Source organism: Thermomonospora catenispora (genome assembly GCF_006363815.1).
Taxonomy (GTDB): Bacteria; Actinomycetota; Actinomycetes; order Streptosporangiales; family Streptosporangiaceae; genus Thermomonospora; species Thermomonospora catenispora.
In genome coordinates this window covers 78,456-100,420 of the sequence record NZ_RRYT01000009.1, presented here as the reverse complement: position 1 = coordinate 100,420, position 21,965 = coordinate 78,456, and the positions used below count along the sequence as shown (strand labels likewise).

Here is a 21,965-nt window from a genome sequence, read left to right as displayed (position 1 = left end):
GGCCGGTCAGCGCGGCCGCAGGGCGAGCACCTCCCCCGGATGCACAGCGCACACCACCAGGCCCCGATGCGCCCGCAGGGTGGTCGGCGTCGGGTACTCCTTGCTGGACAGCAGACGCACGGGGCGTCCGTCGGCGAGGTCGTAGGACCTGATCCCGTGCAGCGTGCGCAGATGCGCCAGGCCGTCGACCACGACCGGGGCCGACTCCTCGATGCCGATCTCCTGCTGCCAGCGGATCCGGCCGTCCGCCGCGCCCACCGCCAGCAGCGTCTCCCGCGCCGTCACCAGCACCACGTCACCGGCCGGGGTCATCCGGTCGGCGAGCGGGTGGCGCGGCCGCACACCGGTGGGCAGCCGCCACCGCATCCGCCCGGTCGCGGGGTCGAACGACCGGATCGTGCCGTCCGCGGTCATCGCATAGACCGCGTCACCGGCCACCATGACCTGCTCGGTCGCGAGCTCGGGGAGAGCGCCGCCCACCTCGACGGACCAGCGGCGGGAACCGTCGCTCGCCGCCCGGGCGTGCAGGACGCCGGTGCTGTCGAAGACGTACACGGTGCCGCCCGCCGCGACCGGCCTGTCCATCCGGTAGATCACCCCCCGGCCCAGGGTGACCTTCCAGCGGAGCCTGCCGGTGGCGGCGTCCGCCGCCGCCAGGACGCCCTCCATGCGCTCCTCGGAGTGGAAGTACACCACCCCGTCGGCGAGGCCGGCCCCGATGTCGCGGACGCGGTCGCTCGCGGGCAGGCTCCACCGTTCGGCCCCCGTCCGCGCGTCGCGGCCGACGATCCGGGCCCTGCTCAGGCTCTCGACGACGGGCAGGCAGACGATGTTCCGATCGCACGCGGGCCCGCGCAGGCGCACCTCCGCGGGATGCCGCCACAGCTCCTCACCGGTGGCGGGGTCCACGGCGTACACCTCACTGTTGCGGCTCGCCACGGGGATGTCCCCGGCGAACACCACCTCGGACACGACGAGGGGAGGCTCCAGGTCGGGCCGATGCCAGCGCCGCTTCCGGGTCCGCCCGTCCACGGCGTACCACCCCAGCTCGCGGCCCACCGCCACCACCAGCGACTCCGAGACGTACAGCTCCGAGACGTGGTCCGGCACCCGGTGCCGCCACTCCACCGGGTCGTCCGACCCGGCGTTCGCCAGCAGCGCCGCGGCGCCCGCTCCCCCTCCGGCCAGCAGCACCGCCCCGCCGACGGCCAGGCCCATGACCAGCCGGCGCCGTCCGACGGGCGGCGCCGTGCGCCACGGCGGCGCCCCGGGCGCGGGCACCCGGCTCACCGCCTGCTGGATCAGGGCGGACACGGGGTCGGGAAGAGCGGCCCCGGGCCGTCCGGCGAAGAACTCCATCATCTGGGCCGCGGTGGGCCGTTCCCGCGCTTCCCGGCTCAGGCACGTCCCCAGGAACGCGCGCAGCTCGGCGTCGGGCACCCCTTCCAGGGAGGGGGCCGCGTTCAGCACCCGGTACAGCACCGCCGGCACCGTGTCCGCCTCGAACGGCCCCGCCCCCGTGGCCGCGAACACCAGCACCGCCGCCAGCGAGAACACGTCCCCTTCGGGGCCGCCCTCGCCTCCGGAGGCCTGTTCCGGCGACAGGTAGCCGGGGGTGCCGGCCAGCGTCTCCGACGCCTCCGTCGTGCCCGGCGGCCGGGCCATGCCCAGGTCGATCAGCCGGGGGCCGTGCGGGGTGAGCAGCACGTTCGACGGCTTGAGGTCCCGGTGCGCGATCCCGGTCCGATGGATCGACACCAGCGCCTCCGCCAGTCCCGCGCCCAGCGCGTTCACGGCCGGTACGGGCAGCGGCCCCGCGGCCTGCACCGCCTCCTCCAGGGTGACGCCGGGCAGGTAGGCGGTGGCCAGCCACGGCCGGGGCGCCTCGGGGTCGGCGTCGACGAGCGATGCGGTGAACGCCCCGCTCGCCGTCCGCAGCGCCGCCACCTCGCGGGCGAACCGCTCCCGGAACGCCGGGTCGGCCGCCAGCTCGGCGTGCACCGCCTTGACCGCCACCAGCCGTCCGCCGGGGGAGCGGGCCAGGTAGACGACGCCCGTCCCGCCCGCGCCGAGTCGCGCCAGCAGGACGTGGGGACCGTAGGTCTCGGGATCGTCGGGCAGCAGTGGTTTCATCGTGGTTCAGCGTCGATCAGACTCGAGCGTCGAGAGCGTACAGATAGCCGTCCGTGCTCGCGGCGAACACCGAGGAGCCGGACAGGGCCGGCGCGGCGGTGACGGCGGCGCGGGTCTGGTGCGTCCAGACGATGGACCCGCCGGAGAGGTCGAGTCCGTACACCCGGCCGTCCTCGGCTCCGGCGAACAGCCTCCGGCCGTCGGCGACCACCCTGCCCTGGAGCCGGCCGCTGAGCTGGGCGCGCCACAGCCGCCGCCCGTCGTCCGCCAGCGCGTGGACGCCGCCGGTGCGGTCGGCCACGTACACCGCCGAGCCGTGCCGCGTCACCGGGGTGACGATCTGGTCGTCGGTCTCGTACCGCCACCGGCGCCTGCCGGTGGTCAGGTCGTGGGCGAGCAGCGCCGGCTCCTCGACGGGGGAGTAGACCAGCGGGCCCCCCACCGTCGCCCCGGTGGGGAATTCCACCTCCGAGCGCCACCGCACCGAGCCCGAGCCGGCGTCGAGGGCGTAGAGGTTCTCGTCGGGCACGACCACCAGCCCGCCCCCCACGCCGCACGGCCCCGGCAGCGGCCGGCTCGTCCGGTGCCGCCACCGCAGGCTCCCGTCGGAGAGCGACAGCGCGGCCACGAGGCCGCTGGAGGGCCTTTGGACCGCCGCGTACACCGTCTGGTCCGTCACCGTGACGAACGGCGTCCCCGCGCCGAGGCCGCGCCGCCAGATCCGGCGGCCGGACCGGACGTCCAGCGCGTGCACGGTGCCGTCGTCGCAGCCGACGACCACTCTCTCCGGGGTCGCGGCCAGCCCGGCGACCGTCTTGTTCGAGGCCGCGTACTGCCAGGCGGCCCTCCCGGTGGAGGCGTCGACCGCGTGCAGCCGCCCGCCCTCGTCGCCGGCGATCACCCGCCCCGAGGACGTGGCGATCACCAGCCGCAGGGGGCGGCCCGCGTCGTACTGCCACAGCGGCCTGCCGGGGCGTCCGATGGGCGGCGGCGACGGCACCCCGGTGTCGGCCGGGGCGGGTTCCGGGCGGGAGGAGACCCACACCACGGCCCCGGCCCCCGCGGCGCCCGCCGCCACCGCCCCGGACAAGAGGCCGACCACCAGCGCCCGCCGGCGGAGCCCACCACCCGGGAGGGGCTCGGCCGCCCGGCGGTCGATCTGCACCAGCACCGCGTCCGGGGGCCGGAGCACGCCTTCGTCGCTCAGCTCGCGCAGCAGGTCGGCGGGCGTGGGCCGGGCGTCGGGGTCCTTGTGCAGGCACGCGGCGACCACCTCGCGCAGCCGGGGGTCGGCGACGCCGTCCAGCCGCGGCGGCTCGTGCACCACGCGGTGCAGCATCTCCGCCATCGGGCCGGTGCCGAACGGACCGTGCCCGGCCGCCGTGAACACCAGCACCGCGCCCAGGGCGAACACGTCCCCGGCCGGCCCCACCTCCGCGCCGAGCGCCTGCTCGGGCGGCATGTACCCGGGCGTGCCCAGCACCGCCCCGGTCCGGGTGATCGCGGCGGCGTCGGCGGCCCGGGCGATCCCGAAGTCGATGACCCGCGGCCCCTCGGCCGACAACATCACGTTCGACGGCTTGAGGTCGCGGTGCACGATCCCGGCCCGGTGGATCGACACCAGCGCCTCGGCGAGCGCCGCCCCCAGCGCCAGGACCGACGGCGCCGGCCACGGGCCGTGCTCGCGCACCGCCTCCTGCAGCGACACCCCGGGCAGATAGGCGGTGGCCAGCCACGGCCGGGGCGCCTCGGGGTCGGCGTCCACCACCGGGGCGGTGAACACCCCGCTCACCGCCTGCGCCGCCGCCACCTCCCGGGCGAACCGCGCCCGGAACCGCTCGTCGGCGGCGTACCGCTCGTGCACCATTTTGAGGGCGACCAGGCTGCCGCCGGGGGAACGGCCCAGATAGACCCGCCCCATCCCGCCGGCGCCGAGTCGGCCCAGCAGGGTGTAAGGGCCGATCCGTCGCGGGTCGTCCGGCTCGAGTGCGTCGGCCGCGGGCACCGGTTCACCTCCCTTTCCGCCGGGACAACTGTGCCAAAAAACGCATCTTCCGCGTGGCGTTTGCGACAGGCGGACGATGGCTGCAAAGCGGTCGAATCACTGCGCCGAGGCGGCGTCGGGATGTCATCGAAACGGCATTGAGCAGGCAGAACGCCCGCAGGGCGCCTTTCCGTCCCCGGGCCCGGAAGAGCCGGTCGGAGGATGCGGGGCGGCCCGGCCCGGCGGCCGTTCCGGCGGGCCGGCGCCGATTCGCCGCGAAAGTGTCCGCCCAGACGATTAACCTTCCGGGACACTATGTGGCTCGCGAGGACAATGGGGTGGGAGCGCCTGCATGGTGGCACGGACAACGAACGGTGAAACCGCGTCGAAGGCCGTCCCCGGGCAGGCCGTGGGGCGGGTGCTGGGCACGCAGTCGGCGACGCCGCTGTCGTTCTGGGTCGGGCTGGAGCCGGGGCAGGTGGTGCAGCTCGACGAGGTCATAGCCACCCGACGGGAGCTGCCCGACGGCGGATCGGTGCTGATCGCGGGAGTGGTGACCGACATCCAGGCGCGGCACGAGGGGGCCGCCTACGACTCGGACGTGTTCCTGATCGCCGACGGGGTGCTGCCCGCGGCGGTGGTGGAGGCCGCCGAGGTCACCGTCACCCGGGTCGACCCGGAGATGTACATGCCGCCGCTGCCGGGCACGGTCGCCTACCGCGCCGGGGACTCCGACCGCGAGCTGGCGCTGTACTTCGACGTGATGGAGCGCCGGGTCCCGGTGGGGCTGGGCCGCGACGGCGAGCCGATCCATCTGAACCTGGACTTCCTCGACGGCACCCGCGGCGCGCACGTGTCGATCTCCGGGGTGTCGGGCGTGGCGACCAAGACCTCCTTCGCCACGTTCCTGCTGTATTCGATCTTCAACTCGGGGGCGCTGGGCGCGGAGGCCGCCAACACCAAGGCGCTGATCTTCTCCGTCAAGGGCGAGGACCTGCTGTTCCTCGACCACCCCAACAACCGGCTGGACGAGCGGTCCCGCGCCGCGTACGCCGCCCTGGGGCTGCCCGCCCGGCCGTTCGAGAGCGTGCACGTGTTCGCCCCGCCCCGGCCCGGCGATCCCAACGGCGTCCCCGACGTCTCCTCGCGCACCCGGGACGTCGGCCCGTTCTACTGGACGCTCGCCGAGTTCTGCCGCGAGGAGCTGCTGCGTTACGTCTTCGCCGACACCGAGGACGAACGCGCCCAGTACACCCTGCTGATCGGGCAGGTGGCCGCCCGGCTGCGACGCGACGCCCAGCAGGCCGAGGACGGCGGCGCGGTGCGGATCCGCAAGCCCGACGGCGGGCTCGGCACGGTCTGCCGCACCTACAAGGACCTGGTCGATCTGATCGAGACCGAGCTGACCGACGAGGACACCCGCGCCGAGTGGGCGGGCGGCGGCCTGGTCGGGGTCGGCACCATCAACGCGTTCCTGCGCCGGCTGCGCTCCTCGGTGCGGCCGCTGGAGACGATCGTCCGGGGCGACCTGCCGCCGCGCAAGGATCGTTCCATCACCACCTCCGACGCCCAGGTCACCATCGTCGACCTGCACAACCTGCCGGACCGGGCGCAGCGGTTCGTGGTCGGCGTGGTGCTGCGCGGCGAGTTCCAGCGCAAGGAGAGCTCCGGCAGCGCCCGGCCCCTGCTGTTCGTGGTGCTGGACGAGCTGAACAAGTACGCCCCCCGCGAGGGCGGCTCGCCGATCAAGGAGATCCTGCTGGACGTGGCCGAACGCGGCCGCTCGCTCGGGGTGATCCTGATCGGCGCCCAGCAGACCGCCTCGGAGGTCGAACGGCGGATCGTGGCCAACTGCGCGGTGCGGGTGGCGGGCCGGCTGGACGCCGCCGAGGCCTCCCGCGCCGAGTACGGCTGGCTGCCTCCGGCGGCGCGGGCCCGCGCGACGATCGCCAGGCCCGGGACCATGTTCATCGGCCAGCCGGAGATCCCGGTGCCGCTGGCGGTGGAGTTCCCCTTCCCCGCCTGGGCGACCCGACCGTCGGAGTCCGACTCCGCCTTCCGCGGGGACGCGGGGACCGCCGCCGCGGACGCCGCCGACCCGTTCGCCGGGCTCGACGATGACGACGAGGTCCCGTTCTGAGGATGGATGCGCCGACATGAAGTTCCTGCACACCGCCGACTGGCATGTCGGCAAGGTGCTCCGCGGCCGGTCCCGGGCCGAGGAGCACGCCGCCGTCCTGCGCGAGCTGGTGGAGCTGGCCCGCGCCGAAGACGTCGACGCGGTGATCGTCGCCGGCGACGTGTTCGACACCGCCGCTCCCACGCCGCCGTCACAGGCGCTGGTGATGCAGACCCTGCTGGCGCTCCGCGAGGACGGCCGCCGGGTCGTGGTGCTGGCCGGCAACCACGACGACCCTCGCCTGCTGGACGTGTACCGGCCGGTGCTCGGCGCGCTCGGCGTCCACGTGGTCGGGCGGTTCCGCCGCCCCGCCGACGGCGGGGTGGTCTCGTGGACCACCCGGGCGGGCGAGGAGGTGCGGCTGGCGGTGCTGCCGTTCCTGTCCCACCGGTACGCGGTCCGCGCGGTCGAGGCCCTCTCCGACACCCCCGACCAGCACAACCGCCGCTACGCCGACCGGTTCGCGCAGCTGGCGCGGGCGCTGACCGCCGGATTCGGCGACGACACGATCAACCTGGTCGCCGCGCACGGCACCCTGCCCGGCGGGAGGCTGGGCGGGGGCGAGCGCGAGGCGCAGACGATCTTCTCCTACTACTTCGAGGCGACCGCGTTCCCGCCCACCGCCCAATACGCCGCGCTCGGCCACCTGCACCGCCGTCAGCAGATCCCCGGCCCCTGTCCGATCTGGTACAGCGGGGCGCCCATCGCGGTGGACTTCGGCGAGGAGCAGAACACCCCCGGCGCCCTGCTGGTGGAGGTCGAGCCCGGCCGTCCCGCCCGGGTCCGCGAGGTCGTCTTCCGCGGGGCCCGCCGGCTGCGGACGGTGCGGGGATCGGTGGAGGAGCTGGCGGCGCGGGCCGAGGAGTTCGGCGACGCCTGGCTGCGGGTCGTGGTCGCCGAAAAGCCCCGGGCCGGGCTGGCCGACCGGGTGCGCCAGGTGCTGCCGAACGCCCTGACCGTGGACATCGACCAGGAGTTCCGCCCCACTCCGGCCGCCCGTCGCGCCGACGCCGCCGGGCGCGCCGCCCGCACGCCCCGGGACCTGTTCCGCGACTACCTCGCCCGGACCGGCCGCCACGACGAACGGGTCGTCGCGCTGTTCGACCGCCTCTACGACGAGATCACCGAGGCCGGGGGAGAGGGGGACTGATGCGGCCGCTGTGGCTCCACATGGAGAACTTCGGCAGCTTCCGGGCGCCGACCTCGGTGGACTTCCACGATGTGGACTACTTCGTGCTGGTCGGGCCGACCGGCGCGGGCAAGAGCACGGTCATCGACGCGATCTGCTTCGCCCTCTACGGCACGGTGCCGCGCTGGGGCGATGAGAAGAGGACCGGCCTGGCGCTGGCCCCCTCGGCCACCTCCGGAAAGGTCGGGCTGATCTTCGAGTCGGGCGGCCGCCGCTATGGGATCGTCCGCTCCCTGGTCCGCAGCGGCCGGGGGACGGTCACCACGCGCGAGGCCAGGCTGGACGAGCTGGACCCGGCCGTCGATCCCGCCCTGGGGGTCGCCGAGCTGCTCGGCGCGGTGGTGCGGACCCTGGCCGAGGGAGAGCACGTCACCGCGGAGGCCCAGCGGCTGACCGGCCTGGAGTACAAGTACTTCACCCAGTGCGTGATCCTGCCCCAAGGCCGGTTCGCCGACTTCCTGCACGCGATGCCCAGCAAACGGCAGGAGCTGCTGATGCAGCTGCTGGACGCCGAGGTCTTCGACGCCGTCAAGCAGCGGGCCGCCGAGGAGGAGAAGAAGGCCCGGGCCGCGGTGCAGGCCGCCGAAGGACACCTGGCCTCCCTCGCCGACGCCGACGAGGCCGCCGAGCGGGCCGCCGAGCAGCGGGTCGGAGAGCTGCAGGACCTCGCCGACCGGGTGGGCTCCCGGATCGGGACGCTCCGGGAGCTGGACGGGCGGGTCGCCGAGCTGGAGGGGACGCTGCGGGAGGCCCGGGGGGCGCTCGAGACGCTGGGCGCGGTGACCATGCCGCCCCATGTCCCCACGCTCGCCGACGACCTGCGCGCCGCCGCCGAGACCGCCGAACGGGCGGCGGAGGAGGCCGCCCGCCGCGCGGAGGCCGCGCTGAAGGCCGAGGAGGACCTGGCCGGACTCGGCGACAAGTCCGCGCTGACCCTGGCCCTGCGCGCCCACGAGGAGCACGACCGGCTCACCGCGCAGATCGCCGCCGCCCGCGCCGAGCTGGAGGGCGCCCGCGCCGACGAGGCGCGCGCCCGCGCGCTCCTGACCGAGGCGACCGACCGCCGCACGCGGGCCGAACGGGACCTGCAGCGGGTCCGCGACCAGCACGCCGCCGCCGACCTGGCCCGGCGGCTGCGGATCGGCGAGCCCTGCCCGGTGTGCCGGCACCCGGTGAGCGAACCGCCGTCGCACCCCGCCCCCGCGGCCTTGGAGGAGGCCGAACGCCGCCTCGCCGCCCGCCGCGCCGAGGAGGACCGGGCGCAGCGCCGGCACCGTGCCCAGGAGGCGCGCGTGGCCGGGGCCGAACGGTCCCTGTCCACCCTGCAGGACCAGCTCGAGGCCCGGCGGGAGCTGATCCGGGCCCATCCCGACGCGGCCGGGCTGCGGCGGACGCTGCACGCCGTCGAGGAGGCCGAACGCGGACTCCGGCGGGCCCGGGAGGCCGCCCGCGCGGCGCGCACGGCCGCCGCCGACGCCGAACGGCACCACGCCAAGCTCCGGCAGGAGGCCGCCCGGGTGCTGCGCGAGCTGGACGCGGTGCGCGACACCCTCGTCCCGCTGGGCGCCCCGCCGCTGGACCGCGACGACCCGCACGCCGCCTGGACCGCGCTGCTGGCCTGGTGCCGTGAGGAGACCGGGCGGCGCCGCCGGGCGGCGGACGATCTCGCCCGGGACCTCCTCGACGTCCGCCGCGAACGGGACGCCGTGCGCGACGCCCTGTGCGCCCTGCTGGCCGACGCGGGCGTGCCCGTCCCCCGCCCGCCCGACCCCGACGCCATCGTCCGGGCCGTCGCCACCGCCTGCACCCGCGCCGAGGGCGACCTGGAACGCATTCGCGAGCGGCGGAGCCAGGCCGACCGGCTGCGCGAGCGGATCCGCCTCCACCGCGAGGAGGCCGAGGTCGCGCACGAGCTGGCGTTGCGGCTGCGGGCCAACAACTTCGAGAGCTGGCTGTGCGGGGAGGCGCTGGAGCTGCTGGTGGCGGCGGCCTCCGAGACGCTGCGCGAGCTGTCGGACGGCCAGTTCGAGCTGGTGTTGGACGCCCGCAACGCCATCGAGGTGATCGACTACGCCGAGGGCGGGATGCGCCGCAATGTGCGCACCCTGTCCGGCGGGGAGACCTTCCAGGCGTCGCTGGCGTTGGCGCTGGCGCTGTCCGACCGGGTCGCCGGGCTCGCCGCCGGGGCCGCCCGCGGCCTGGACTCGATCTTCCTGGACGAGGGGTTCGGCACCCTGGACGCGGCCACCCTGGACACCGTCGCCACCACGCTGGAACGCCTGTCGGCCGGCGGCGACCGGATGGTCGGCATCGTCACCCATGTTCCCGCGCTGGCCGAACGGGTGCCGGTGCGCTATGAGATCACCCGCGACTCCGCCGGATCCCATGTGGAGAAGAGGACCGCATGACCATCGCCCCCGCACCGCCCGCACCGATCACCATCGACCCCTGGGACCCGGGGTACGCCACATCGGTCTCCTCCGGGGCCCTCACCGAGCTGGACGCCACCACGGCCGAGATCGACCTGAACGTGGAGGTGCCGGCCGCCCGCTGGCACCCGATCACGCCCGCTCCCGGCGCGTTGCCGAGCACGCTGCTGATCGCCGACGGCGTCCGCCGCATCGAGGCCCGGGTCTGGGTGAACGACCCCGACGGCGCCATGCCCGCCCCCGGCATCGCCGCCTCCTACGCCGCCGGCGTGGTGCGCTGCGGCCCCAGCGGCCGTCCCGCCGAGCTCGTCGACGTGGGCGTCCGGCGGTCCCTGTTCACCCCGTCCCCGCACGCGGAGAACCTGCGCACCTGGGCGGGGGAGTACACCGTCCGCCCCGCCGCGGGCACCAGCGCCGAGCAGCTCTCTCTGGCCCTGCAGCGGGAGCTCGGCGAGCTGGAGGTGGCGCTGGCCGCCCGGCACCGCTCCCGCGACGACGGCGACGACCTCCTCATCATCGACGGTCCGCTGCGGGGGCGCAGCCAGCTCCCCCGGACCGTCGGCTATGTCAAGACCCACCACACCGCCTACCTGTCCGGCCGGCAGGCGGCCGTGATGGCCGAGCTGAGCCCGGGCCAGCGCACCCCCGTCTTCCTCATGGGCAGCGGCTGGCCCCGCCACTCGTGGTATCTGCGCCTGCCCACCCGCTCCGCCGCCCCCTGGTCCGGGATCGCCCGGTGCGAGGCGGGCGCCGAGCTCACCCCTGATGAGGTCGTCGCCCTGGCCGACGTCACCGCCGCCGTGCTGCCGGCCTTGGCGGGCGTGGACTACAAGGACCCCCGGGCCCCGCAGAACCTCACGCCCATCGGCGGGCTGGAGCGTCTGCTGCGCCACCGGCTGGGCGACTCCCGCCTCCTCTACCGGGCCCTGCGCAGCGCCACCATCGGTCGCTGACCCGGGTCCCGCGCGGGCACGGAGCCGTCGACGGGAGGCCGCCGCGGACGGCGCGGGCACCGCCCCGGGCCGCGCGCACCCGGCGCATCGTGGGCCGGGGTCCGCTGAGCGGCCGGCGTCCGCCGCGGACCGCGCGCCCGGCGTGCTCGGCGCCGCGATCCCGCGTCCCGCCGACGGCGGGGAGTGCCGGGCCGTCAGAACGGGGGCTCGTCGTCGGGGTCGGGATCAGGGGAGTTCAACGAGGCGGAGACGGCGGCGGCGCGGGCGGTCAGGCCGCCTCCGGAGTCGAGGATCTCGCCGGTGCCGGGGTCGATGAGGACGCCGTCGACCTCCAGAGGGGAGCCGTCCGGCAGAGCCGCGGGGGTGCGCGGCACAGGGCACCATCGGGCGGTGGGGCAGCGCTCGCACCAGGGGCCGGGGAGGGCGGAGAACTCGGTGTCGCGGTGCCAGGGCCGCACCATCTCGGTGATCTTGCGGCGGGCCGCCTCGAGCACCCGGGGGTCCTCGGCGGCGAACGCGTGGACCCGGGCGGTCTGGGGCGTCATGACCTCCAGCTCCACCGTGCCGGCCCGCTCGCCGAAGACGCCGTGCGCGATCAGCAGGACGGCCAGGGCGAGCTGAGGGACCTGCTCGAACAGCTCGGCGGGGGCGCCGGCGGGCGGATCGCCGAGGGTGGTCTTCTGCTCACGGTACATCAGCCGCCCGTCCACCCGGCGCAGCAGGTCGGGATGCGCGATCACCAGCACGTCGGCGTCCGGGTCGTAGGCGGCGACGGTCGGTTCGGCGGCCACGTCGGTGACCCGCCCGGGACCCGCCAGCGGGCACACCGCCAGATGCGCCAGCAGATACGGCCGGGCCTGGGCGTACTCCTCCGGCGACATCAGCCCGGCCGCCAGGCCCGTGTCGCCGGAGGCGGGGTCGGGCAGATCCTCGAGGGAGCACGGGCGGCCCCGTCCGTGGGCGGTCTCCAGCCAGTGGTGGACGGCCACGCCGCGGCGCACCGACGACCCCTCGCCGGGCGTCTCCGCCGGCAGCCGCAGGTCGCGCAGCAGGGCACGGGCCGGGCAGACGACGTAGTGGCGGCCGGTGGTGACCGACCAGGTCCGCCGGTGCGTGCCCCGGTCGTTCAGCCCCAGCAGCCCGGGGACGGTCGGCAGGTCGGCGCACGAGGGCCGCAGCTTGCACTCGGCGCAGTCCGAGCCGGGCCGGCGCGCGCCGCCCACGGTGACGGCCTGGGCCAGCGGCCGGATCTCCTCGCGATAGCGGCGCCTGATCTCCTCGGGCGGGGCGTCCACCAGCACCTGCGGCCGGACGTCCGCCACCAGGGCGACCTCCACGACCCGGATCCGGGTGGGGGAGTCCTCATCGTCGGTCACCTCGACCGGCGCGTCCCGGTACAGGTTCCCCACCGCCCGCCGGCCGGTCGCCGCCACGAACGCGATCGCCTGGTCGGAGGGCGCCGCCGCCTGCCGCGTCCGGCTCATCCGCAGCCGCCGGAACTCCCGCACCGTCCCGTCCCGCGACCCGTACCAGCGGCCCCACGCGGTGAGCATCCGCAGTTCGACCGCCGAGGCCGCCTGCACCACCCGCGGCAGTCGCTCCGGCACCAGCTCGACGCCCTCGGCCTCCAGCTCGTCGGCGATCCACTCGTCCGCCTGCAGAAAGGCCCGGCAGGCGTGCCGCGCCCATACCGCGACCCCCGGATGCACCGGCGAGCGGTTCTGGGCGATGGCCTTGTCGACGGCCTCGTCCGGATCGGCCCCCTCGAACTCCACCGCGTCCAGGGCCCGTTGCACCAGCCCCAGCGGGAAGTCCTCCCAGGGCGCGTATCGCCGTCGCTCCGGCACCCGCGGCCACAGCCCGGTCCGCACCTTCGCCGCCGCGAAGTCCGCACAGTCCCGTTCGGTGCGATCCAGCATGCTCGCCGAGACCCGCATCACCTCGGCGCTTCCCCGCAGTCCCGGATGCGCGGCCCACCGATCCATGGCACTCCCCGCTGTTCGGTCGACGGAGCCCCAGTAGATCACATGTGAACGCTATTCACTTGGTTTTTGGTAAAATTCCTTGTTTCGCCAGCTCAGGCGCGCGGGGCGTCGGCCTCGGACGGTCGGGCGCCGCACCGATCGCCGCGGCATCGCGCCGCCCCGTGCCCGATCTCGTGCCCGGCGGCCGGATCGCCGGAGCCCGCGCGCCGTCCCGCGGCCCGCGCGGTCGTCCCCGCCCGCGGCGGACGCCGGCTCGAGGGCGGCTCAGGAGACGCAGAACTCGTTGCCCTCGGGGTCCCGCATGACCCACCAGTGGCCGGCGAGCCCCTGGTCGACCTCGCGGACCACGGCGGCGCCGAGGGACTCCAGCCGGCGGACCAGGTCCCGGGGCTCGCCGGGGGCGGCGTGGACGTCGATGTGCAGCCGGTTCTTGACGGTCTTGGGCTCGGGGACGTCCTGGAAGAGGATGCGGCGGCCCAGGCCGGCCCCCGTGGCCGGGTCGACCGGGTCGTCGGGGTGCCGGATGGCGGCCAGGCCGCGGAAGAGGCGGCGTCCACCGTGCTCGATCACGGCGTCCTCGGCGATGTGCCCCTCGGTCAGCAGGCGTTCGATGAGCGCGGTCTGGTCCTCCGGCTCGTACCCCAGGGCGGCGGCCCAGAAGTCCGCCAGCGCCGGAGCGTTCCGGGAGTCGACGACCAGTTTCCAGTGCAGAGCCATGTAACCAGTCATACTGGTTACATGGACGCATCGGCAACCCCGGGGATGACGCTGCGCTCCCGCACCGGGGCCCTCTACCGCTTCGATCCCGGCGCGTTGTGCCTGGAACTGCTGGTCACCGGCGGTCCCGGCGCGTTCGCGCGGCATGAGGTCCTGCACGTCCCCGCCGACCTCGCCGCATGGGCCGAACGCTCCCGGCTGACCCCCACCCCCGAGCTGGAGATCACCGAGGCCGAGGTGGTCGCCGCCCGGCGGCTGCGCGACGCCCTGTGGCGGGCCGCCACGGCCCGCATCCGGGACGAGGACCCGGCGCCCGAGGATCTGGCCGTCGTCAACGGGGCCGCCGCCCGCCCGCCGCTGGTCCCCGTGCTCGAACCGGGCGGTGCGCGCGGCTGGGCCGCCGGAGCCACCGGGACGCACCTGCTGTCGACCGTGGCGCGGGACGCCGTCGACCTGTTCACCGGACCGTTCGCCGACCGCATCCGGACCTGTGCGGCCGACGACTGCCACCTCGTCTACGTCGACACCTCGCGCCCGGGCCGGCGCCGCTGGTGCTCGATGGAGCACTGCGGCAACCGCCACAAGGTCCGGGCCCACCGCGCCCGCGGCTCCGCGAAGTCCTGACGGGCCGGCCGGGCGGAGAACGCCCGGCCGAGGTCGAACGTCCGGCCGGCGCCCGTCGCGGGAAATCCGGCGGGACGTCGAGGGGACACCGGAGCGCCGACGGTACGCCGCATCCGGCCGGCCTGCCGGAAAAGGGCGGCCGGGCGGCCTCTGTCCCGGATACGGCGGGCGGCCGAAGGCATTGTCTCCGTCGATATTCCTTGGTTTTTCGGTGAAGGATCTCACCTCCTTTTTCGGTCGTTCCGGCGGCGCTCGGCCGGTGTCCGGCCTGTTCCGGGGCGCCTTCGGGAGGTGCGGCCAGGGCGGGGACCGTGCCGTTCGATTTCTGGGAAATTGTGGTGATTTGCGGGGGCTGGTGAGGGGGATATGACGCCGCTCGCAACCGAACAGTGGCGGCATGGTGAATCACGACATGGTTATATTTGGTGCGGAGCGTTTGACGCCGCGCTTCCTGGAAGCGCAATGTCGTCCATCCGCGGTCGTTCATTCGTGCGTCGCCCCGGCGTTCCTCGGGAACGAGAGGGGTGAAGCGAGGCGGGCGGTGATATGCAGGGCAGGACACGAAGCGACGCCACGAGGCTGCTTTGCTGGCTGCTCTGCCTGTGCATGGTCCTGCCCGCCGTCCCGGTCGTCGCGTCATGGGACGGCGGCCAGCGCCGGGGCGGGGCCGCGGCCTTCGCCGCCGACTCCCCGCCGGCCGAACGCGAGGAGTCCGAAGAGCTCAAACGAGCACTCGTGGCCTCCCGCCCCCACGGTGCCGAGGAGGTCCACAGAGCACCGCTGGAAAGGCGCATAGCGTACAGAATCTGGCGCCGGATCACCCAGGAGGGGGAGGTCCGGACGCTGCGGCTGTACGGGTTCGGGGGCCGATCGTGGTGGCCGGGCCCGCCCGATACCGGGGAGAACCTCGCCCGGATCCAGGTGCTGCGCTGCTGAGCGCCCGCGGCGCGCGGCCCCGTCCGGCGTCCTGCGACGCCCGGACGCGGGGCAGGCGTGCGCGCTTCCCGCCGCACCTCATGTCCGCTCCATCGATGCGCCGCCTCGGCATGCGCGGCGCCCCTGGAGGAATCCCCGTATGCACGCGTTCATCGAGCACGCCCGTACCTTCCCCGCCCGACTGGCCGCGTCCGGCCGGTCGCTGGCCCCGCTGGCCCAGGGCCAGCGGCCCGAGGCGCTCTTCATCACCTGTTCCGACTCGCGCGTCGTCCCCTCTTTGATCACCGGCGCCGGACCGGGCCAGCTGTTCGAGCTGCGCACCGCCGGCCAGATCGTGCCCCGCTACAGCCTGGAGCGGCCCACCGGAGAGGCCGCCACCATCGAGTTCGCCGTCGAGGTCCTCGGCGTCGCGCACGTGGTGGTGTGCGGGCACTCCCACTGCGCCGCCGTCGCCGCACTGGCCCGCGGCGAGGAGCTGACCGCGGTCCCGGCCCTGAACGGCTGGCTCGCCCACGCAGCCGAGCCGCCTCCCGCTCGACCGCCCTCCGACCGCGACCTCGACCATGCGGTCCACGGGCACGTGCTGGCCCAGTTGGAACGGCTGCGCGAGTATCCGTCGATCCGGCGACGGCTGGAGGAGGGACGGATCACCCTGCACGGCTGGTTCTACCAGGTGCACACCGGCCTGGTGTTCGCCTGCCGGCCCGGCGACGACCTGTTCCTGCCGCTGTGACCGGGGGACGCACCATGACCGCCGAGACCTGGCGACGCGACCTGGCCGCCTCGTTCGCGGTGTTCCTGGTCGCCCTGCCCCTGTGCGTGGGCATCGCCGTCGCCTCCGGTGTCCCGGCCGAGCTGGGACTGGTCACCGGCATCGTCGGCGGCCTGGTCGTCGGCCCGCTGCCGGGCAGCAGCCTGCAGGTCAGCGGACCCGCCGCAGGGCTGACCGTGCTGGTGCACGATGCGGTGCACCGGCACGGCCCGTCCGTCCTGGGCATGCTGGTGCTGGCCGCCGGGCTGTTGCAGATCCTGCTCGGCGCGCTGCGGATGGGCCGCTGGTTCCGGGCGATCACGGTGGCCGTCGTCGAGGGCATGCTCGCCGGGATCGGCCTGACCATCATCGCCGGGCAGCTGTACGCGATGGCCGACGTCGCCGCCCCCGACTCCGGCCCGGCCCGGATCGCCGGGCTGCCCGCCCTGGCCGTGCAAGGGTTCGGATCGGCCGAGGCGACGACCGCGGTGGCCGTCGGCGCCGGCACCATCGCGGTGCTGGCGGCCTGGCCGCGCCTGCCCGCCCGCATCCGGGCGATCCCCGCCCCGCTGGCGGCGGTCGCCCTGGCCACCGCCGTGGTCGCGGCGTTCGACCTGCCGGCGGCCGGGCTGGAGGTGAACGGGCTGGCCGCGGCGATCCGGCCGCCCGGCGTCGAGGACCTGGCCCGGCTCGCCGAGATCGGCGTGCTCGGCACCGTGCTGGCGCTGGCGCTGATCTCCTCGGCGGAGAGCCTGTTCAGCGCCGCCGCCGTGGACCGCATGCACGACGGCCCGCGCACCCACTACGACAAGGAGCTGATGGCTCAAGGCGCGGGCAACGCCGTGTGCGGCGCGCTCGGGGCGCTGCCGATGACCGCCGTCATCGTCCGCAGCTCCGCCAATCTCAACGCGGGCGCGCGCACCAAGGCGTCCCGGGTGCTGCACGGGGCGTGGCTGCTGCTGTTCGCGGCGCTGTTCCCCGCCGCCCTGGAGGCCGTCCCGCTGGCCGCGTTGTCGGGCGTGCTGATCCACACCGGCTGGAAGCTGATCCCGTTCGGCCGGATGGCGCCGCTGTGGCGGGAGCATCGGGGCGAGGCGGTCGTCCTGCTCTGCACGATGATCGCCGTGGTCGCCCTCAACCTGCTCGAGGGCGTCCTGCTGGGCCTGCTGCTGGCGGTGTTGAAGACCGCCTGGGAGACCTCCCACGTCAGCGTCAGGGTCGACGACGACGGCGCCGGCCCGATCCGGGTGACCCTCACCGGGAACGCCACGTTCCTGCGTCTGCCGAATATGCTCGACGCCTTGGAGGCGCTTCCCCGGGATCGTCGCATCGAGCTCGACCTGAGCGGCCTGCGGCACCTGGACCACGCCTGCCGCACCGCCCTGATCGCCTGGGCGGACCGCCATCGTGCCCACGGCGGCGAGACCCCCGCCGCCGTGGCGATCGTGGGCGCCGCCACCTGATCCTGCGGAATGGCGAGGCGGCACGGCCGTGCCGTCGGCACCGGCTCCGGCGCCGCCGGTCCGTCACCGATCCGCCGCCGACCGGCGGTGCCGGAGCCGTTCGGGTCGTGCGGTGACCGCGGACGCGCCGCCTGCGGCGCGTCCGCCTTCCGCGCACCGGTGTCCGGCACGACGCGCCGGGCCCGTCCCGGTCCAGCCGGCCCGGGCCCGGGCCCGGGCCCGAACGGCCGGAACGCCGGGCGAGGGGTCAGGGGCGCCGCTCCGGACCGGTGACGACGTGCCCGGAGAGGTCGATCCCCAAAGTCTGCGCGGCCCGCTCCACGGCCTCCCGGGTACGGCCGTACAGGAGCACCGGGAAGTCGCCCGACCCGGTGTCATGCCGAACGATCACGTCGGGACCGCCGTAGCACCGGGCCTCCTGCTCCAGCTCCCGCCACGGCTGCAACCCCATGTCCGGGAACGCGGCCCGCATGCGTTCGACCAGCTCGGGATCATCGTCCGTCTCCAGCCTCCAGCCGAGGGAGGCGGGCAGCCGCTCGATCGCCAGGTGCAGGAAGAACTCCGAGATCGACCGGTCCTGCAGCGTCCACTCCTCTCCGAGACCCACCAGCACCCGGGGATCGGCCAGATGCGCCTCGGCCGCCAGGTAACCCCACTCGTTGCAGTACTCGTACTCGGCCATGAACACGCAGACCCGTCGGTCCTCGTCCGGCCCTACGAACGGGTTGTCCTCCGGCAGCGCCGGGCCCGCCCCGTACCCGGAAGGGTCGGGCCGCACTCTCGGCGGATACTCCGGGTTGGTCCAATAAAGCCACGGGCTGCGTGAGAACGAATTGAACGGCAGCTCCCACCATTCGTCCAGAGCACGGGGGATCGGCAGGGAGAGGTCCGCCCCGGCGGGCTCGTCCTGCTCCGCACCGGTCGGCTCCGCCCCGAGCTTCCGCATGTGCTCCCCATGCCCGGCATTCGCTCCCTTCGGCCAGACCACCGGCCTGCCGGATGGCTCATAACCCCACTCCCGCTGGAACCGGTCCAGCAGCTCCCATCGCGGACCGGTGTCGGCCAGATGTGCGGCGAACTCCGCCTCCGTCATCCGGTCCCGTGCGTCCCACCGGGGCATGACCCGGGCCAGCCGCTCGGCGAATCGACCGTAGTCCACGATCTCGGACATGCGCGGCAGCGTACGCCGTCTCGCCGACAAGACTGCGCCGCCCGCACGCCCGTCGACGAACAGCGGCTCGCGGCGGTCGACTCCGACGCGCGGACGGCGCAAAGACCGACCAGGTCACATGGACCTCGGCCGGCCGTGGCCAGGACGATGCCGGGACGGCGTCGGCTCAGGCGTGGTGGCCGTGGGCGCCCTTCAGGGCGTCGTCGAGCGTGAGGCCGAGGACGACGTCGTGGTCACCGCCCTTGTGGCCGTCGTGGCCGTCGTTCTTGTAGCCGTCGTGGCCGTCGTGGTGGTCGCCCTTGTAGCCGCCGTCATGACCGTCGTTCTTGTGGCCGTCGTGGCCATAGCCCTTGTGGTCGTCGCGGCCGTCGTTCTTGTAGCCGTCGTGGTGGTCGCCCTTGTGGTCGTCACGGCCGTGGACGTCCTTCTCGGCGTCTTCGTAGCCGTGGCCGTAGCCCTTCTTGTGGCCGTCGTGGTGGTCGCCCTTGTGGTCGTCACGGCCGTGGACGTCCTTCTCGGCGTCTTCGTAGCCGTGGCCGTGGCCCTTCTTGTGACCGTCTTCGTAGCCGTGGCCGTAGCCCTTCTTGTAGCCGTCGTAGTGGTCGTCCTTGTAGCCGTCGTGGCCGTCGTGGTGGTAGCCGTCGTAGTAGTGGCCCTTGTGCTCGTCGCTCTCGTAGAACGCCTTCAGGATCTCCTTGTAGAAGCCGTAGAGCGTGTCCTCGAAATCGCACTCGTGGTGCTTGCCGTGCTTGTCGTGCTTGTCGCACTCGTAGTGCCGCTCGTAGCGCCCGTCGCCGTCCACCGCGTAGTAGTCGACGGTGACGTGTCCATGGTCGCCGGCCCAGGCGGCCGGGGAGGTCAGCAGCAGTCCGCCGAGGGCGGCGGACATCATGCCGACACGGGCCAGTCGCTTGATCATGCGAGTCTCCTTGCTCATTGCGGGATAAGCGCGCTGTGATGCCCGCGATGCGCGGGGCAGGGCTAGAGATAGCCAGTGATCGAGCGCGCCATGCCGCCCGAGCGAAAAGGTCCGCACCTTTGGAGACATCATTGCCGGCGGGCGGATCGACGCCCTCAGGGATATGGGGCGCCCATGTGCCTTATTGTCGTCCGCAGGAACTGCTCTTGCAGTGCGCGAAGGCGTCGATTTCTCCGCCGTGAATGAACGTTCCGGCTATAGCAGAAGCCCCATGTAGTACTCGTCGACCCTGTCGCCGCCGATGATCATCGACGCCCGGCGCAGCCCCTCCACTTGGAATCCGCAACGCGTGTAGAGGGCCAGAGCCCGGCGGTTGTGCGTCATCACGGTCAGCTCCAGCCGGCTCAGCCCGCGTGACCGCGCCTCGGCGATCGCCCTCTCCAGCAGGGCGCGTCCCACGCCCCGGCCGGTGTGCGAAGCCCGCACCCCCATCACCACATGGCCGCGATGCCGGACCCGCGCGTACGGCATGACCGACACGCTCACGAACCCCACCAGCCGCTCGCCTTCGGCGGCGACCACCCGATAGGAGAGCCGTGGCCGTTCGGAGTCCGGGACGGCCCGCTCGCCCGGTTCCATGAGCATGAACGTGGACTCCTCATCCAGCGTCGTCCGCAGTTCTTCCAGCGGGAGGTCGTCATCTGGACCGGCGAGCCTGATCTCCATGGATCCTCCAATCCCGTGCCTTTGCCGCCGCACGAGCCGGGGCATGGACGGTCACTCCAGGGGCGGGGCCTTGCGGTAGACGCCGCGATAGCGGGCCGGGTCGTAGCGGCGTTCGCTCTCGGCCAGCTTGGCCTCCGCCGCCTCCAGAAGATCGATTCCGAGCACGTCCGCCAGCCGCACCAGGTAGGCGACCACGTCGCCGATCTCGGCCCGCACCCGCCGCCCCGCCTGCGGGTCGTCCATGATCGACGCCGCCTCCTCGGCCGTCAGCCACTGGAACTCGGCGACCAGCTCGCCCACCTCTCCGGCCAGCGCCATCACCAGGTTCTTCGGCGTGTGGTAGTGCTCCCACTCCCGTGCCGCCGCGAACTCCCGCAACCGCTCCGCCAGCTTCCCCAGATCGCCCATCCCGGCCAGGTTAGGCGAGGCCCCCGATGAGGGCATCGGATTTGCCCCGTGCGACGACGGGCGCGAGGCGCCGGTCCCGGCACGGCGTGCGCAGAGCTCCGGAGGAGAGGACCGGCCGTCGGCGGCAGACCCTTTCTCCCGTCGTACCTTCTGTCACGTTCCCTGTGGCGCGTCCGCCGCCCGAACGGGCTGCCGGAGGATGGTCTTGAGCTTGGCGGGCTCGGTCCGCCGGGGATCGCTGAGGTAGATCTCGTGGTGGTGGCCGACCATGCGCAGACCGTGGGCGGCGAGATACTCGTGATGGAGCCTGGCGAGCGCGGGCCCCTCGTCGTCGTAGGGACCGATGTGCAGGAGCTGGGCGCTGGTGCCCTCCTCCAGGGTCAGGCGGCGGATCTCGGCGATCGCGGGAAGGCCCTTCTTCCTCAGCGCGGCCCGCTTGGCCTCCTCGATGAGCTCCTCGGTGATCCAGTCGGGCTGGCTGATGAGCATCCGCCAGCGCCAGGCGTCCTTGACGCGGGTGAGGAACACGTTCGGGTCGTCGGCCCACCACAGCCCTTCGAGCGGGCCGACGACGAAGTCCCTGCCGAGGGCGGTCTTGCTGGTGAACTTGATCGTGTAGGCGACGGCGTAGAGCGCCTCGACGGCGCGGGCGTAGTCGGCGCCGGTGTTGGGGTCGCCGCGGCCGTCGATGGCGATGAACTGTTGCGCGGGCACCTCGACCAGCGCCCAGTCGGTGTTCTTCGGCGCGTAGCAGTGCTTGAGCGCGCGTTTGACGTCATAGCGGGTCATGGTCCTCTGCCTCCGCGGTGGTGGGGGACGGGTCGGGAGGCCGCTCGTCAGAGCCGGTCGTCTTCATCCGGTAGTCGGCCAGCCACTGCTGCTCGGCGGCCAGCTGGCCCAGCGCGTGGTCGAAGATGGCGCGGACGAAATCGGGCGCGTCGGATCGGGCGGCGCGGGCCGCCGTGAGCGCGGCGATCTTCTCTTGCAGGGCTGCGGCCCGCCGGTCGAGCGCGGCCCGCAGCCGCTCGGGCGGGATGAGCGGCTGGTTGGCCAGGCCGATCAGGACGGGCGGGAACACCGGCCGGAGCTCGGCGATCGCGGCCTCGGCCGCCTGCGCGCACACCCGGCGTCCCTCATCCGTCGGCCGGTACACCCGGCGGGCCTTCCCCTTGGTCGCGCGCGGCGCGCCGACCTCGGTGATCAGTCCACGGTCGCGGAGCCGGCCCAGCAGGTAGTAGATCGAGCTGAAGCCGATCTCGGTCCACTCGCGCATGCCGCGCGCGTCGATGACCTCGTCCAGCTCGTACCCGTGCCGCGGCTTCTCCACGAGCAGGCCGAGCAGGGTCAGCTCGGCGGGGGTCAGATCGGCGCCCACCCTTTTATTCTAGTACTGGAATA

18 protein-coding genes are annotated in these 21,965 nt (G+C 74.1%); 8 read left to right on the top strand and 10 right to left on the bottom strand.

The features are described 5' to 3' along the window. Positions 1-6 precede the first annotated feature (6 nt). Complete coding sequence (locus EIO00_RS09800) at positions 7-2,133, bottom strand: serine/threonine-protein kinase (protein ID WP_140177385.1); 2,127 nt, start codon at positions 2,131-2,133, stop codon at positions 7-9. Between the two features lie 16 nt (positions 2,134-2,149). Continuing rightward, entirely contained in the window at positions 2,150-4,138 is a 1,989-nt protein-coding gene (locus EIO00_RS09795) for an outer membrane protein assembly factor BamB family protein (protein ID WP_140177383.1), read from the bottom strand. A gap of 331 nt (positions 4,139-4,469) precedes the next feature. Between EIO00_RS09795 and EIO00_RS09790 the strand changes: the two genes are divergently transcribed. From EIO00_RS09790 to EIO00_RS09775, 4 genes are read left to right on the top strand one after another with little or no spacing between them, the layout of a single operon-like run. Beyond that, positions 4,470-6,257: an ATP-binding protein gene (locus tag EIO00_RS09790; protein WP_140177381.1), complete on the top strand. Its 1,788-nt coding sequence runs from the start codon at positions 4,470-4,472 to the stop codon at positions 6,255-6,257. Between the two features lie 16 nt (positions 6,258-6,273). Then, positions 6,274-7,446: an exonuclease SbcCD subunit D gene (locus EIO00_RS09785; protein ID WP_140177379.1), complete on the top strand. Its 1,173-nt coding sequence runs from the start codon at positions 6,274-6,276 to the stop codon at positions 7,444-7,446. Beyond that, positions 7,446-9,893, top strand: a complete 2,448-nt coding sequence (locus tag EIO00_RS25590) for an AAA family ATPase (RefSeq protein ID WP_140177377.1) — start codon at positions 7,446-7,448, stop codon at positions 9,891-9,893. Before EIO00_RS09785 ends, EIO00_RS25590 begins: the two co-directional genes overlap by 1 nt. After that, positions 9,890-10,867 carry a hypothetical protein gene (locus EIO00_RS09775; RefSeq protein WP_140177375.1) on the top strand — a complete coding sequence of 326 codons (978 nt, stop codon included), beginning with the start codon at positions 9,890-9,892 and terminating at the stop codon, positions 10,865-10,867. The genes EIO00_RS25590 and EIO00_RS09775 overlap by 4 nt, the downstream gene beginning before the upstream one ends. A gap of 194 nt (positions 10,868-11,061) precedes the next feature. Here EIO00_RS09775 and EIO00_RS09770 read toward each other — a convergent pair whose 3' ends face one another. Together EIO00_RS09770 and EIO00_RS09765 are read right to left on the bottom strand one after the other, a co-directional pair. Continuing rightward, entirely contained in the window at positions 11,062-12,852 is a 1,791-nt protein-coding gene (locus EIO00_RS09770) for a PD-(D/E)XK nuclease family protein (RefSeq protein WP_140177373.1), read from the bottom strand. A gap of 264 nt (positions 12,853-13,116) precedes the next feature. Then, positions 13,117-13,569 (bottom strand): VOC family protein, encoded by a 453-nt coding sequence (locus tag EIO00_RS09765; RefSeq protein WP_140177372.1) that lies wholly within the window; start codon positions 13,567-13,569, stop codon positions 13,117-13,119. 21 nt (positions 13,570-13,590) lie between these two features. On the opposite strand from EIO00_RS09765, the gene EIO00_RS09760 reads away from it, so the two are divergent. The 4 genes from EIO00_RS09760 (at position 13,591) to EIO00_RS09745 (ending at position 17,343) form a co-directional block, all read left to right on the top strand. Then, positions 13,591-14,193 carry a CGNR zinc finger domain-containing protein gene (locus EIO00_RS09760; protein WP_140177370.1) on the top strand — a complete coding sequence of 201 codons (603 nt, stop codon included), beginning with the start codon at positions 13,591-13,593 and terminating at the stop codon, positions 14,191-14,193. 606 nt (positions 14,194-14,799) lie between these two features. Further along, entirely contained in the window at positions 14,800-15,129 is a 330-nt protein-coding gene (locus EIO00_RS09755; RefSeq protein WP_140177368.1) for a hypothetical protein, read from the top strand. A gap of 139 nt (positions 15,130-15,268) precedes the next feature. Next, positions 15,269-15,862, top strand: coding sequence for a carbonic anhydrase (locus EIO00_RS09750; protein WP_140177366.1), 594 nt, complete (start codon positions 15,269-15,271; stop codon positions 15,860-15,862). A gap of 14 nt (positions 15,863-15,876) precedes the next feature. Then, entirely contained in the window at positions 15,877-17,343 is a 1,467-nt protein-coding gene (locus EIO00_RS09745; protein ID WP_140177364.1) for a SulP family inorganic anion transporter, read from the top strand. Between the two features lie 247 nt (positions 17,344-17,590). Here EIO00_RS09745 and EIO00_RS09740 read toward each other — a convergent pair whose 3' ends face one another. The 6 genes from EIO00_RS09740 to EIO00_RS09715 all read right to left on the bottom strand — a co-directional run bounded on the left by EIO00_RS09740 (position 17,591) and on the right by EIO00_RS09715 (position 21,942). Then, the gene (locus EIO00_RS09740) at positions 17,591-18,514 is read right to left on the bottom strand and encodes a hypothetical protein (RefSeq protein WP_140177362.1); all 924 of its coding nucleotides are present in this window, start codon (positions 18,512-18,514) and stop codon (positions 17,591-17,593) included. Positions 18,515-18,680: 166 nt separating this feature from the next. Then, positions 18,681-19,433, bottom strand: coding sequence for a hypothetical protein (locus EIO00_RS09735; protein WP_140177360.1), 753 nt, complete (start codon positions 19,431-19,433; stop codon positions 18,681-18,683). Between the two features lie 255 nt (positions 19,434-19,688). Continuing rightward, the gene (locus EIO00_RS09730; protein WP_161602682.1) at positions 19,689-20,159 is read right to left on the bottom strand and encodes a GNAT family N-acetyltransferase; all 471 of its coding nucleotides are present in this window, start codon (positions 20,157-20,159) and stop codon (positions 19,689-19,691) included. 51 nt (positions 20,160-20,210) lie between these two features. After that, positions 20,211-20,567 (bottom strand): nucleotide pyrophosphohydrolase, encoded by a 357-nt coding sequence (locus EIO00_RS09725; protein ID WP_140177357.1) that lies wholly within the window; start codon positions 20,565-20,567, stop codon positions 20,211-20,213. Positions 20,568-20,720: 153 nt separating this feature from the next. Continuing rightward, positions 20,721-21,356, bottom strand: a complete 636-nt coding sequence (locus tag EIO00_RS09720) for a GyrI-like domain-containing protein (protein ID WP_140177355.1) — start codon at positions 21,354-21,356, stop codon at positions 20,721-20,723. Then, positions 21,343-21,942, bottom strand: a complete 600-nt coding sequence (locus EIO00_RS09715; protein ID WP_140177353.1) for a PadR family transcriptional regulator — start codon at positions 21,940-21,942, stop codon at positions 21,343-21,345. Before EIO00_RS09715 ends, EIO00_RS09720 begins: the two co-directional genes overlap by 14 nt. Positions 21,943-21,965 lie beyond the last annotated feature (23 nt).

Coding starts and splice junctions, on each gene's coding strand:
- EIO00_RS09800 (WP_140177385.1), bottom strand. CDS start 2,133: ATGAAACCACTGCTGCCCGACGATCCCGAGACCTACGGTCCCCACGTC.
- EIO00_RS09790 (WP_140177381.1), top strand. CDS start 4,470: ATGGTGGCACGGACAACGAACGGTGAAACCGCGTCGAAGGCCGTCCCC.
- EIO00_RS09785 (WP_140177379.1), top strand. CDS start 6,274: ATGAAGTTCCTGCACACCGCCGACTGGCATGTCGGCAAGGTGCTCCGC.
- EIO00_RS25590 (WP_140177377.1), top strand. CDS start 7,446: ATGCGGCCGCTGTGGCTCCACATGGAGAACTTCGGCAGCTTCCGGGCG.
- EIO00_RS09775 (WP_140177375.1), top strand. CDS start 9,890: ATGACCATCGCCCCCGCACCGCCCGCACCGATCACCATCGACCCCTGG.
- EIO00_RS09770 (WP_140177373.1), bottom strand. CDS start 12,852: ATGGATCGGTGGGCCGCGCATCCGGGACTGCGGGGAAGCGCCGAGGTG.
- EIO00_RS09765 (WP_140177372.1), bottom strand. CDS start 13,569: ATGGCTCTGCACTGGAAACTGGTCGTCGACTCCCGGAACGCTCCGGCG.
- EIO00_RS09760 (WP_140177370.1), top strand. CDS start 13,591: ATGGACGCATCGGCAACCCCGGGGATGACGCTGCGCTCCCGCACCGGG.
- EIO00_RS09755 (WP_140177368.1), top strand. CDS start 14,800: ATGGTCCTGCCCGCCGTCCCGGTCGTCGCGTCATGGGACGGCGGCCAG.
- EIO00_RS09750 (WP_140177366.1), top strand. CDS start 15,269: ATGCACGCGTTCATCGAGCACGCCCGTACCTTCCCCGCCCGACTGGCC.
- EIO00_RS09745 (WP_140177364.1), top strand. CDS start 15,877: ATGACCGCCGAGACCTGGCGACGCGACCTGGCCGCCTCGTTCGCGGTG.
- EIO00_RS09740 (WP_140177362.1), bottom strand. CDS start 18,514: ATGTCCGAGATCGTGGACTACGGTCGATTCGCCGAGCGGCTGGCCCGG.
- EIO00_RS09735 (WP_140177360.1), bottom strand. CDS start 19,433: ATGATCAAGCGACTGGCCCGTGTCGGCATGATGTCCGCCGCCCTCGGC.
- EIO00_RS09730 (WP_161602682.1), bottom strand. CDS start 20,159: ATGGAGATCAGGCTCGCCGGTCCAGATGACGACCTCCCGCTGGAAGAA.
- EIO00_RS09725 (WP_140177357.1), bottom strand. CDS start 20,567: ATGGGCGATCTGGGGAAGCTGGCGGAGCGGTTGCGGGAGTTCGCGGCG.
- EIO00_RS09720 (WP_140177355.1), bottom strand. CDS start 21,356: ATGACCCGCTATGACGTCAAACGCGCGCTCAAGCACTGCTACGCGCCG.